At 65.7% G+C, this 12,217-nt stretch carries 13 protein-coding genes; 11 read left to right on the forward strand and 2 right to left on the reverse strand.

All coding sequences use genetic code 11. The features are described from left to right. The first annotated feature begins 1 nt into the window (after position 1). The 5 genes from mltG to POR01S_RS20140 are packed head-to-tail and all read left to right on the forward strand — an operon-like array spanning position 2 to position 3,906. On the forward strand, positions 2 to 1,060 hold the full coding sequence (mltG, locus tag POR01S_RS20120) for an endolytic transglycosylase MltG (protein ID WP_042137962.1): 1,059 nt from the start codon (positions 2 to 4) through the stop codon (positions 1,058 to 1,060). Further along, complete coding sequence (gene tmk, locus POR01S_RS20125) at positions 1,057 to 1,695, forward strand: dTMP kinase (RefSeq protein WP_042137964.1); 639 nt, start codon at positions 1,057 to 1,059, stop codon at positions 1,693 to 1,695. The genes mltG and tmk overlap by 4 nt, the downstream gene beginning before the upstream one ends. Beyond that, positions 1,688 to 2,671: a DNA polymerase III subunit delta' gene (locus tag POR01S_RS20130; RefSeq protein WP_027601562.1), complete on the forward strand. Its 984-nt coding sequence runs from the start codon at positions 1,688 to 1,690 to the stop codon at positions 2,669 to 2,671. The genes tmk and POR01S_RS20130 overlap by 8 nt, the downstream gene beginning before the upstream one ends. Positions 2,672 to 2,710: 39 nt before the next feature. Beyond that, entirely contained in the window at positions 2,711 to 3,067 is a 357-nt protein-coding gene (locus POR01S_RS20135; RefSeq protein ID WP_017641886.1) for a PilZ domain-containing protein, read from the forward strand. Positions 3,068 to 3,123: 56 nt separating this feature from the next. Then, a complete protein-coding gene (locus tag POR01S_RS20140; RefSeq protein ID WP_042137966.1) occupies positions 3,124 to 3,906 on the forward strand; it encodes a TatD family hydrolase in 783 nt (260 codons plus the stop codon). Positions 3,907 to 4,127: 221 nt separating this feature from the next. On the opposite strand, the gene POR01S_RS20145 is transcribed toward POR01S_RS20140, so the two are convergent. Then, on the reverse strand, positions 4,128 to 5,258 hold the full coding sequence (locus tag POR01S_RS20145) for an aminotransferase class V-fold PLP-dependent enzyme (protein WP_042137968.1): 1,131 nt from the start codon (positions 5,256 to 5,258) through the stop codon (positions 4,128 to 4,130). 171 nt (positions 5,259 to 5,429) lie between these two features. Between POR01S_RS20145 and POR01S_RS20150 the strand changes: the two genes are divergently transcribed. From POR01S_RS20150 to POR01S_RS20165, 4 genes are all read left to right on the forward strand, one after another. After that, positions 5,430 to 6,071 (forward strand): TetR/AcrR family transcriptional regulator, encoded by a 642-nt coding sequence (locus tag POR01S_RS20150; RefSeq protein WP_007160588.1) that lies wholly within the window; start codon positions 5,430 to 5,432, stop codon positions 6,069 to 6,071. A 66-nt stretch (positions 6,072 to 6,137) separates the two neighbouring features. Further along, positions 6,138 to 7,106 carry a GTP 3',8-cyclase MoaA gene (locus POR01S_RS20155; RefSeq protein WP_027599025.1) on the forward strand — a complete coding sequence of 323 codons (969 nt, stop codon included), beginning with the start codon at positions 6,138 to 6,140 and terminating at the stop codon, positions 7,104 to 7,106. An 87-nt stretch (positions 7,107 to 7,193) separates the two neighbouring features. Continuing rightward, the gene (locus POR01S_RS20160; protein ID WP_115946467.1) at positions 7,194 to 7,808 is read left to right on the forward strand and encodes a DUF4823 domain-containing protein; all 615 of its coding nucleotides are present in this window, start codon (positions 7,194 to 7,196) and stop codon (positions 7,806 to 7,808) included. 11 nt (positions 7,809 to 7,819) lie between these two features. Further along, the gene (locus tag POR01S_RS20165; protein WP_042137970.1) at positions 7,820 to 8,380 is read left to right on the forward strand and encodes a DUF1285 domain-containing protein; all 561 of its coding nucleotides are present in this window, start codon (positions 7,820 to 7,822) and stop codon (positions 8,378 to 8,380) included. A gap of 31 nt (positions 8,381 to 8,411) precedes the next feature. On the opposite strand, the gene POR01S_RS20170 is transcribed toward POR01S_RS20165, so the two are convergent. After that, a complete protein-coding gene (locus tag POR01S_RS20170) occupies positions 8,412 to 10,061 on the reverse strand; it encodes an electron transfer flavoprotein-ubiquinone oxidoreductase (protein ID WP_042137972.1) in 1,650 nt (549 codons plus the stop codon). Between the two features lie 292 nt (positions 10,062 to 10,353). On the opposite strand from POR01S_RS20170, the gene POR01S_RS20175 reads away from it, so the two are divergent. After that, the gene (locus POR01S_RS20175; RefSeq protein WP_027599021.1) at positions 10,354 to 11,106 is read left to right on the forward strand and encodes an electron transfer flavoprotein subunit beta/FixA family protein; all 753 of its coding nucleotides are present in this window, start codon (positions 10,354 to 10,356) and stop codon (positions 11,104 to 11,106) included. After that, on the forward strand, positions 11,106 to 12,035 hold the full coding sequence (locus POR01S_RS20180) for an electron transfer flavoprotein subunit alpha/FixB family protein (RefSeq protein ID WP_042137974.1): 930 nt from the start codon (positions 11,106 to 11,108) through the stop codon (positions 12,033 to 12,035). The genes POR01S_RS20175 and POR01S_RS20180 overlap by 1 nt, the downstream gene beginning before the upstream one ends. Positions 12,036 to 12,217 lie beyond the last annotated feature (182 nt).

A 12,217-nucleotide genomic window follows, 5' to 3' on the forward strand; every position in this document is an offset into this window, starting at 1 on the left:
GATGCGCAAGGCGAGAGCTCTGCTTACGGCGCTGCTGGCCGCTGGCGGCCTGCTACTGGTCCTGGCCGGTTGGCGCCAGCACCAGGCGCTGATTCAGCCGCTGAAGGTCGACGGCGAGCAACTGATCGAGATCCCCAAGGGCGCGACCCCGGGCGGCAGCCTGCTGCGCCTGGAAGAGCAGGGCGTGCTCGACGGCGCCTTCTGGCTGCGCCTGTACTGGCGCTTCAATCTGGCCGGGCAGACGCTGCACAGCGGTGAATACCGCCTGACCCCCGGAATGACGGTGGAGCAGTTGTTCAGCCTCTGGCGCAAGGGCGAAGTGGTGCAGTACGGCCTCACCCTGGTGGAAGGCTGGAATGTCCGTCAGGTACGCGCCGCCCTGGCGCGGCAGCCCAAGCTCGAGCATGACACCGCCGAGCTGGACGATGCCGCTCTGATGAAGCGCCTGGGCCTGGACGGCCAGCACCCCGAGGGGCGTTTCTTTCCCGACACCTATCGCTATGTGAAGGGCCAGCGCGAATCCGATCTGTTGCGCCAGGCCAACCAGCGCCTGCAGGCCGTACTCGATCAGGAGTGGGAGGCACGCGATCCCGCGGTGCCCTACAAGGACGCCTACCAGGCACTGATCATGGCCTCGCTGGTGGAGAAGGAGACCGGCGTGCCCGAGGAGCGCGACGAGATCGCCGGGGTCTTCGTCCGCCGCCTGGCGGCCGGCATGCTGCTGCAGACCGATCCCACCGTGATCTACGGCATGGGCGAGCGCTACAACGGCCGCATCACCCGCGCCGATCTGCGCGAGCCCTCGCCCTACAACACCTATCTCAACGCGGGACTACCGCCGACGCCGATCGCCATGCCCGGTCGCGAGGCCATCCATGCGGCGCTGCATCCCAAGGACGGCGACAGCCTGTATTTCGTCGCCCGTGGCGACGGCAGCCATGTCTTTTCCAAGGACCTGGAGGCGCACAACCAGGCGGTCCGCGACTTCCAGCTCAAGCGGCGCTCCGACTACCGCTCCAGTCCCGCCCCGCAGACGCCCGACAGCAAGGAAACCCCATGACGGCAAACGGCCTGTTCATCACCCTCGAAGGCCCCGAGGGCGCGGGCAAGAGCACCAACCGCGACTATCTCGCCGAACTCCTCGGCAGCGGTGGGCGCGAGGTGGTGCTGACCCGTGAGCCGGGCGGCACGCCACTGGCCGAGCGCATCCGCGAGATCCTGCTGGCGCCGGCCGCCGAGCCCATGGCGGTGGATACCGAATTGCTGCTGATGTTCGCCGCCCGCGCCCAGCACCTGGCTCAGGTCGTCCGGCCCGCCCTGGCGCGCGGTGCCCTGGTGCTCTGCGATCGTTTCGTCGATGCGACCTATGCCTATCAGGGCGGCGGCCGCGGTGTGCCCGTGGAACGCATCGCCACCCTGGAAGCCTTCGTGCTGGGCGACCTGCAACCCGACCTGACCCTGGTCTTCGACTTGCCGGTGGAGATCGGCCTGGCGCGGGCAGCTCGACGCGGCGCCCTGGATCGTTTCGAACGGGAGCAGCGCGCCTTCTTCGAGGCGGTGCGCCAGACCTACCTGGACCGTGCCCAGGCCGTGCCGACGCGCTATCGCCTGATCGATGCCTCGCGCAGTCTGGCCGAGGTTCAGGCTGAGCTGCGCGCCCTGGTCGCCACCCTGGAGCCGACGCCAGGTGGCTGACGTCTATCCCTGGCAGGAGGAACTCTGGGCGCGGATCTGGCCCCGGCGACAGCATCCCCATGCCTATCTGCTGCATGGCCCGCGCGGCATCGGCAAGCGCGACCTGGCCGAGCGCCTGGCCGCGCTGCTGCTGTGCCAGGCGCCCCAGGGCGCTGCCGCCTGCGGCCAGTGCAAGGCCTGCGCCCTGCTCAGGGCGGGGACCCATCCCGATTACTGCGTGATCCAGCCGGAAGAGGCCGAAAAGCCCATTCGCGTCGATCAGATCCGCGGCCTGGTGGACTTCGTCTCCCAGACCGCCCAGCTGGGCGGGCGCAAGCTGATCCTGCTGGAGCCGGTCGAGGCGATGAACCTCAATGCCGCCAACGCCCTGCTCAAGAGCCTGGAAGAGCCCTCGGGCGCTACCGTGCTGCTGCTGGTGAGCCACCAGCCGAGCCGCCTGCTGCCCACCGTGCGCAGTCGCTGCGTGCAACAGGCCTGTCCGGTGCCCTCGCGGGCCGAAAGTCTCGCCTGGCTGGGCGAGCGCCTGCCGGACCTCGAGGCGGAGGTCCGTACCCAGTTGCTGGTGCTGGCCGGCGGCTCGCCGCTGGCGGCCCTGCGTCTGCATGGCGAGGACGTGCTGGCCCGCCGGGCCCTGGTGGTGGAGGGGGTCAAGCGCCTGCTCAAGCGCCAGGCGGCGCCCAGTCAGCTGGCCGAGAGCTGGAATGCCGTGCCCCTGCCGCTGCTGCTCGACTGGTTCTGCGAATGGACCCATGGTGTCCTGCGCCAGCAGTGGGGTGGCGCCGATGCCGAGGCTGCGCCGGACATGGCCAAGGTGCTGGGTTATCTGGCGGAGAAGAGCGCGCCGCACGAGGTGCTGGCCCTGCAGGAATGGCTGCATGCCGAGCGGCAGAAGGTGCTGGGCAAAGCCAACCTCAACCGCGTATTGTTGCTGGAATCGCTGCTGATCCGCTGGGCCGGTCTGGTGCCCGGACGCTAGCGATCCGCGCGTCCGTCTTGTCTGTGTCGAGAGAATCTCATGAGTTTGCCGCAGAACCTGGGCCCCCGTAATGGCATCCTGTCCCTCACCATCAAGGACAAGTCGGTGCTCTACGCCGCCTACATGCCCTTCATCCGCAACGGTGGCCTGTTCATCCCGACCGGCAAGACCTACAAGCTCGGCGACGAGGTCTTCATGTTGCTCAACCTGATGGACGAGCCGGACAAGATCCCGGTCGCCGGCAAGGTGGTCTGGATCACGCCCAAGGGCGCCCAGGGCAACAGAGCCGCCGGGGTCGGCGTGCAGTTCAACGAAGGCGACAACACCGCGCGCAACAAGATCGAAACCTATCTGGCCGGCTCGCTGAAGTCGGACCGTCCCACCCATACCATGTGACGCCTGCGCCGTCCCGCTCGGGGCGGGGCGTCGCTGCTGATTCAAGGCTATTTCCCGTGCACTTCGTCGACTCCCACTGTCACCTGGATCGACTCGATCTTTCCCTTCATGACGGCTCCCTGGATGCAGCGCTCGATGCCGCGCGCGCCCGGGGTGTCAGCCAGTTCCTCTGCATCGGCGTCGATGCCGGCAATGCCCCCACGGTGCAGGCCCTGGCCGAACGCTATGCCGACGTCCACTGCGCCGTGGGCATCCATCCGCTGGATGCCGCCCAGGGCAGCGCCATCGATCTCGACTGGCTGCTGGCGCGGCTGGCCCATCCGCGCGTCGCCGCCATCGGCGAGACCGGCCTCGACTATCACTACCAGCCCGACACCGCCGAGATCCAGCAGCGCTCCTTCGCCCTGCACCTCAAGGCGGCTCGGCGCACGGGGCTGCCGCTGGTGATCCACACCCGCGAGGCGCGCGCCGATACCCTGGCCATGCTGGGGGCCGCCGACCTGCCGGGCGCCGGGGTGCTGCACTGCTTCACCGAGGACTGGGCAACGGCCAAGGCGGCGCTGGACCTGGGCTTCTACATCTCCTTTTCCGGCATCCTGACCTTTCGCAATGCCGCCGATCTGCGCGACGTCGCGTGCCAGGTACCGGCCGATCGCCTGCTGGTGGAAACCGATTCGCCCTATCTGGCGCCGGTGCCCCACCGCGGCAAGGCCAACCTGCCGCAATTCGTGGTCGAGGTCGCCCAGTGCCTGGCCGACGTGCGCGGGGTGACCCTGGAAACCCTCGCCGAGCAGACCACCGCCAACTTTCGCCGGCTGTTTCCCCGCGCCACCCTGTAGGCAAAAAAATGGCCCGGGTATCCTGGGATACCCGGGCCGGACCAGCGGTTCGCCCAGACGGAGAGCCGCCTCCCTGGCCCGCGCCGCGGGGGTCGACGCAGCCAGTCACTTGAGTATTGGCCAGCTCGCGGAAAGGTCCAGTCGGGATTGGACGTTTTTTAAACAGTTTTGGAATAGCGCTGCCCCGACACTGGCTATCTCGGGCCTTTCAGGCCCTTACCTTAGAAGCGTGCCAGCGCCCCGATCAGATCCAGTGTCTGCTCCAGCACGTGCTCGCTGGTATAGAAATGCGGCGACAGGCGGATGCCCGGACCGCGTTGGGCGCAGACCACGTCGGCGGTCTTGAGTCGCTCGAACAGCTGGCGATTGTCCCAGCCCTCGAGCGAGAAGGTGAGGATGCCCGAGCGGCGCTCGGCAGCGACCGGTGAATGCAGGACAGCACCGGGGAGACCGCGGATATGGCTGTCGAGCAGCTCGATCCGTGCCAGCAGGTCCTTGCCGACCTGCTCCATGCCGGCATCTTCCAGCAGCGACAGACTCGCCTCCAGGGCCACCGCGCCAAGCATGTTCGGGCTGCCGCACTCGAAGCGCATCGCCGTCTTGGCCGGTTGCCATTCACGCTGGCTGTAGTCGCCGGCGTTGTCCAGCATGTGCCAGCCGTATTCGTGCAGCTTCAGCTGCTCGCGCAGATCGGCGCGGCAATAGAACACCCCCAGGCCTTCCGGGCCGAGCATCCACTTGTGGCCGTCGGCCATGGCGAAGGCGCAGTTGCAGGCCTGGGCATCGAAGGGCAGGGCGCCCAGTTGCTGGATGGCATCGACGCACAGCAGCACGCCCTTGGCGTCGCAGCCCTGGCCCAGCTGGGGCAGGTCCAGGCGCAGGCCGCTGGCGTACTGCACGGCGCTGATGGCCATCAGGCGGGTGCGCGGACCGCAGGCGGCCAACAGATTGGCCTCGGGGGCCTCACCCAGGCCGACTTCCACCACCTCGACGCCAAAGCGCGCCAGGGCTTCCCAGACCACCCGGTTGGAGGGGAACTCCTCGTCGCTGATCACCACCTGGTCGCCGCTCTGCAAGTCGAGGCCGAAGGCGACGAAGGAGAGAGCCTCGGAGGTGTTCTTCACCAGGGCGATGTCGCTGCTGGACGGCGCATTGAGTAGGCGGGTCAGGCGCTCGCGCAGGCGCTGTTCCATGACCAGCCAGGTCGGATAGTTGCGCGCACCGTACTGGCAGTTTTCGGCGGCGAATTCGGTGACAGCCTGCGCGGCGCGCTTGGGCCACGGGGCCACGGCCGCGTGGTTGAGGTATCTCATGGCGTAGGCCTGAGGGAATTCGTGCTTCCAGGAAGACATTGACTCGATCCGTACAATCTGGGTGTGATGGGGCATAATAAGGGGCGCGCCCGCGCGGTTCACCGATGCTTTCGGTGCAGCTCGCCCAAGGTGTGACGAAGTGCCGGTATGCCGAGGGGTGACTGGCGATTCGAAGGCCCTATCCCTTTTCAAAACAACAAGTGGGCTGCCATGCAGAAAGAATCCCGCAAAGTCCGCGAGTTCCGTCGCCGCGAACAGGAAATCCTCGATACCGCCCTGCAGCTGTTTCTCTCCGAAGGAGAAGACAGCGTCACCGTCGAGATGATCGCCGAGGCGGTCGGTATCGGCAAAGGCACCATCTACAAGCACTTCAATTCCAAGGCCGAGATCTATCTGCGGCTGATGCTGGATTACGAACGGGACCTGGCCGAGCTGTTCCAGTCGGACAACGTTGCCCGCGACCGCGAAGCGCTCTCCCGCGCCTATTTCGAATTCCGCATGAGCGATCCGCAGCGCTACCGCCTGTTCGATCGCCTCGAGGAGAAGGTGGTCAAGACGCGGCAGGTGCCCGAACTGGTCGAGCAGCTGCACAGCATCCGCACCTCCAACTTCCAGCGGCTGACCAGTCTGATCGAAGGCCGCATCGACGAAGGCAAGCTCGAGGACGTGCCGCCCTATTTCCACTACTGCGCCGCCTGGGCGCTGGTGCACGGGGCCGTGGCCCTTTACCATTCGCCGTTCTGGCGCGACGTGCTGGAGGATCAGGAAGGCTTCTTCCAGTTCCTCATGGAGATCGGCGTTCGCATGGGCAACCGACGCAAGCGAGACGTCGAAACGCCTGTCCGATCCTAGGGTCCGATAGAGGCGAGGGATGCCGCGCCATCCCTTTTCTCTTGTCCCACTGGAGTAACCCCAAAGATGATCGTTGACCGCCAGGGTAGGGCGTTTCGCAACTTGCGGATCAGCCTCACGGCGGCCTGCAACTATGCCTGTACGTACTGCGTGCCCAACGGCAAGCGGCTCGTGGCTGCGCAGGACGAACTCAGTGCCGAAACCATGGCACGGGGCGTGGAATACCTCATCGATGCCGCCGGTATCGAACGGCTGCGCATCACCGGGGGCGAACCCCTGGTCACGCCGCGGCTGGAACCCTTTCTCGCCCGCGTTTCCCAGCTCGGTCTCAAGGACATCAGCCTGACCACCAATGGTCAGCTGCTGCCGCGCAAGCTGGATTTCCTCATCGACCACGGCATCCGCCGGCTCAACGTCTCCCTGGATACCCTCGATGCCGAGGCCTTTCCGCGTCTGGCGCGGGGGGGCGATCTGGCCACAGTGCTGGCCGGACTCGAAGCGGCCCGTGCGGCCGGTCTCAAGATCAAGCTCAACATGGTGCCCCTGCGTGGCCAGAATCTCGATCAGGTGCTGCCGCTGCTGGATTACTGCCTGGAGCGCGGCTTCGAACTCAGATTCATTGAGCTGATGCGCATGGGCCACCTGGCGAAGGATCCGGTCGCGTTCAACAACCAGTTGGTCTCCCTGGCCGAGTTGCTGGAGATCATCGGCTCGCGCCACGCCTATGTGCAAGCCGATGCGCCGGTGGACTCCACGGCGCTGCGCTATCGCGTCGAGTCGGGCGGGCATTTCGGCGTCATCGCCAATGAAAGCGTGCCCTTCTGCCGGACCTGCTCGCGACTGCGGCTGTCGTCCACGGGCTGGCTGCACGGCTGCCTGTCGTCGAGCAACCGCCACTATGTCGGCGATCTCTTGGACAAGCCGCGGCACCTGGCGCTGCCGGCGTTGCAGCGGCTGCTGGTCAAGGCGCTGGGCGACAAGCAGGACGTGGCCTTCTCGGGGGGCGTGACGGTCATGAAGATCATCGGCGGCTGATCTACCCGCTGCGCCTCAAGCTGGCGCGAAAGCTGCTAAGGCCCCTGTATCGACGGCAACTTGGCGCCGGACAGGGGTCTGCTTTCCATGGTCACACTGCGTTTTCTGTTCATTTCCGTGCTGCTGGCCGCTCTGGGTGGCTGCATGAACGTCAGCGACATGGCGTCCGGGGTCGAGTACCACCTGCGCGATGCGGGGCTGCTCGACTACAGCAAGACCCAGCGGCTGAACAACTTTCGGCTGCAGGCCGACTCCTACATCTACATAGCCCAGGGCGCCTTCGTGCCCCTCGGCCATCCCTATGCCCGCCCGAACGTGGTGGCGGAAGAGGCCTTCAAGGGCTTCGTGGAGTATTTCCCCCGGGTGCGTCGGGCGGACAAGCCGGAGGGCTTCGACGAGGCCATGGCCAAGGCCCGCCAGCTTGGGGCCCATTATGTGCTCTACACCCGCTTCGCCGGTGCGGACGATCGCATCGGGACTTGGGAAGAGTGGGAAGACCAGGACGACATCGGCCGGGTAGGGCGCGATCGCAGCGTCGTGCAGATGATGCTTGTGGAGGTCGCCACCTTCCGCCTGGTGGACACGGCGCGGATCCGCAGTCGTGGCGGCTTCCTGACGTTCTATGACGAGCGTCCGGAAGACCTGCTCGGACCGGCGCTCAACCAATACGCTCAACGCCTGCTGGGGTTGGGCAGCCGCTAGAGGAGAAGGACGTGAGCCAGGTCGATGTGACGCGCAACCTGCTGGCGCAGTTGCCAGCTGCGGAAGAGGGCCGGCTGCCGCCCGTGGAGCTCTGGCATCCGCCCTTCTGCGGCGACATCGACATGCGCATCGCCCGGGACGGCACCTGGTATCACCAGGGCACCCCCATCACCCGACCGTCCATGGTGCGGCTGTTTTCCACCATCCTGCGCCGCGATCCCGAGCGCTTCGTACTGGTGACGCCGGTGGAATGCGTGGGCATCCAGGTGGAAGACGCACCCTTTCTGGCCGTGGACGTCGAATGGCGTGGCAGTGGCCAGGAGCAGACCCTGGATCTGGTTACGAACGTGGGCGACAGGGTCGCCGTCGATGCCGAACATCCATTGCGCTTCGAGGAGCAGGATGACCAGCCGGCACCCTATGTGCGCGTGCGTGGCGGTCTGGAGGCGCGGCTCAATCGGGCGGTGTTCTACCGGCTGATGGAGAGGGTCGAGGAGAGTGACCACGAGGGCCGTTCCTGGCTCGGTCTCTGGAGCCGTGGCAGCTTCTTTCCCGTAGCGCCCGCTGAATGAAGAAAGGGCCCCTCGGGGCCCTTTCTTACGCTTACATGTTGGGGTAGTTGGGGCCCCCGCTGCCTTCCGGCGCCACCCAGGTGATGTTCTGCGCCGGGTCCTTGATGTCGCAGGTCTTGCAGTGGACGCAGTTCTGGGCATTGATCTGGAAGCGCGGCTCGCCGCCATCGCGGACCACCTCGTAGACGCCGGCCGGGCAGTAGCGCTGGGCGGGTTCGTCATACAGCGGCAGGTTCTGCGCGATGGGAATCGAGGGATCCCTGAGCTTCAGGTGAACCGGCTGGTCTTCCTCGTGGTTGGTGTTGGAGAGGAACACCGAGGACAGCTTGTCGAAACTCAGCTTGCCATCCGGCTTGGGATAGCTGATGCGTGGCGCCTCGTCGGCCTTCTTCAGGCAGGTGTGGTCCATGCGCCGATCGTGCAGGGTGAAGGGCAGGGCGCCCCCCAGCAGGTTGTGCTCGACGAAGGCGAAGGCCGGGCCCAGCAGCGGACCGAACTTGTGCATGGCCGGGCCGAAATTGCGGCTGGCATGGAGTTCTTCCTGCAGCCAGCTGCCCTTGAAGCCATCCACGTAGCCCTGCAATTCGTCGCCTTCGCGCCCGGCCGCGAGGGCGGTGACGATAGCGTCGGCGGCGAGCATGCCGGACTTCATGGCGGTGTGGCTGCCCTTGATCTTGGCCGGGTTCAAGGTGCCCAGGTCGCAGCCGATCAGGGCGCCACCGGGAAAGACCATCTTCGGCAGGGAATTAAGGCCGCCCTTGACCAGGGCGCGGGCGCCGTAGGAGACGCGCTTGCCGCCTTCCAGGTACTGGGCCACCACCGGGTGGTGCTTGTAGCGCTGGAACTCGTCATAGGGCGAGAGGTGCGGATTGCTGTAGGCCAGATCGACGATCAGCCCGACCACCACCTGATTGTCTTCCAGGTGATAGAGGAAGGAACCCCCCGGGTTCTCCTTGTCCAGCGGCCAGCCGGAGGTGTGGATCACCAGGCCCTGCTCGTGCTTGGCCGGGTCGATCTCCCACAGCTCCTTGATGCCGATGCCGTAGTGCTGCGGATCGGCGCCTTCGCCGAGCTTGAATCTCTGACCCAGCTGCTTGCCCAGATGGCCACGGCAGCCCTCGGCGAACAGGGTGTACTTGCCGCGCAGTTCCATGCCGGGGGTATAGACCCCCTCCTTGGGCTGGCCTTCGCGATCCACGCCCAGGTCGCCAGTGATGATGCCGCGCACCACGCCCTGCTCATCGATCAGCGGCTCCTGGGCGGCAAAGCCCGGATAGATCTCCACGCCCAGGGCTTCGGCCTGCTGGCCCAGCCAGCGGCAGAGGTTGCCCAGGGAGATGATGTAGTTGCCCTCGTTGTGCATGGGCTTGGGCACGAAGAAATTCGGTACCTTGGTCGCCTGACGCTCGTCCTTGAGCAGGTAGATGTCGTCGCGCTTGACCGGGGTGTTCAGCGGCGCGCCCAGTTCCTTCCAGTTGGGAAAGAGCTCGTCCAGGGCGCGCGGTTCGAAGACCGCGCCGGAGAGAATGTGGGCGCCGACCTCGGAGCCTTTCTCGACCACGCAGACGCTGATCTCCTGGCCTTTCTCGGCCGCCTGCTGCTTGAGACGACAGGCCGCGGACAGGCCCGCGGGGCCGGCCCCGACGATCACCACGTCGAATTCCATGTATTCGCGTTCCACGGCTCACTCTCCTCAGGCAAAGCTCACGATCTGGTTATTTATGTAGGGGTGCAACAAAAGACTTCATTATATCCCGCGTGCTCCCTGGCACCCATTCAAACGTTTGTTTAAATTTTCTGCAAGCCTGTTAGACTCGGGAGTTACTGGCCCCTGACGGACTGTCGCGTTGACCCCTGCTGCCGTGGAGGTCAACATAAGAAGAATTTGCAACAAGGTTGGAGCGGCAGGGGTCGTGTCCAACGCAAGGCCGCCTTGGCGTCCTGTTTATTCACCAGAATAAATCGAGGGATTCATGAAGGTTCTCGTAGCTGTCAAACGCGTGGTGGACTACAACGTCAAGGTCCGCGTCAAGGCCGACCAGACCGGTGTCGACCTGGCCAACGTCAAGATGTCCATGAACCCCTTCTGCGAGATTGCCGTGGAAGAAGCGGTGCGCCTGAAGGAAAAGGGTATCGCCAGCGAGATCGTGGTCGTGACCGCGGGTCCCGCCCAGGCGCAGGAGCAACTGCGTACCGCCCTGGCACTGGGCGCCGATCGCGCCGTGCTGATCGACACCGGCACTGCCGAGCTGTCGTCGCTGACCACCGCCAAGTTGCTCAAGGCCGTGGTGGACAAGGAACAGCCCCAGCTGGTGATCCTGGGCAAGCAGGCCATCGACAGCGACAACAACCAGACCGGCCAGATGCTGGCGGCCCTGACCGGCTTCGCCCAGGGCACCTTTGCCTCCAAGGTGGAGCAGGCCGGTGACGGCCTCAACGTGACCCGCGAGATCGATGGCGGTCTGCAGACCGTGGCGCTCAAGCTGCCGGCGGTGGTGACCACCGACCTGCGTCTCAACGAGCCGCGCTACGCCTCGCTGCCCAACATCATGAAAGCCAAGAAGAAGCCGCTGGAAACCCTGACCCCGGACGCCCTCGGCGTGGCGGTGAAGGCCTCCTACGAGGTGGTCAAGGTGGAAGCCCCGGCCGGTCGTCAGGCGGGTATCAAGGTCAAGTCCGTGGCCGAACTGGTCGAAAAACTCAAGAACGAAGCGAAGGTGATCTGATGGCCATTCTCGTCATTGCCGACCACGACAACGCCAACCTCTTCGGCGCTACCCTGAACACCGTTGCCGCGGCCCAGGCCATCGGTGGCGATATCCATGTGCTGGTCGCCGGCCAGAATGCCCAGCCGGTCGCCGACGCCGCCGCCAAGGTCGCCGGTGTCAGCAAGGTGCTCCTGGCCGACAACGCCGCCTACGCGCACCAGCTGCCGGAAAACCTTGCGCCGCTGGTGGTCGAGCTGGCCGCCAACTACAGCCACGTACTGGCCGCTGCCAGCACCAATGGTAAGAACTTCCTGCCGCGCGTCGCCGCACTGCTGGATGTCGACCAGATCTCCGAGATCATCGCCGTCGAATCCGCCGACACCTTCAAGCGGCCGATCTACGCCGGCAACGCCATCGCCACCGTGCGCTCCACGGCGCCGATCAAGGTGATCACCGTGCGCGCCACCGGTTTCGATCCGGTCGCCGCCGAGGGCGGTTCCGCCGCCATCGAAGCCGTGAGCCTGGTAAAGGACGCCGGCATCTCCAGCTTCGTCGGCGAAGAGCTGGCCAAGTCCGACCGTCCGGAGCTGGGCGCCGCCAAGGTGGTGGTCTCCGGTGGTCGCGGTCTGCAGAACGGTGACAACTTCAAGATCCTCTACGCCCTGGCCGACAAGCTGGGCGCCGCCGTGGGTGCCTCGCGCGCCGCGGTCGACGCCGGCTTCGTGCCCAACGACATGCAGGTCGGCCAGACCGGCAAGATCGTCGCGCCGCAGCTGTACATCGCCGTGGGCATCTCCGGTGCCATCCAGCACCTGGCGGGCATGAAGGACTCCAAGGTGATCGTCGCCATCAACAAGGACGAGGAGGCGCCGATCTTCCAGGTGGCCGACTACGGCCTGGTGGGTGACCTGTTCGAATTGATCCCCGAGCTGGAAAAGGCCATCTGAGGCCCACCCTCGTGCAAGAGCCCGCCCCTTGGCGGGCTTTTTCATGGGCGCGACAAGCCCTCTGGCAGAGCCCCTGGCGTCAAGGAGAGGTGCGCCGGTTCCTTGTCGTTTTTGGACATTGCCGCCCCGGGAAGGGAAGGGTTAAGGTCAGGCCTAGCTGTACCGGTATACCTTCAGGGTAG

This window comes from Pseudomonas oryzihabitans NBRC 102199, assembly GCF_000730625.1.
GTDB classification, from domain to species: Bacteria; Pseudomonadota; Gammaproteobacteria; order Pseudomonadales; family Pseudomonadaceae; genus Chryseomonas; species Chryseomonas oryzihabitans.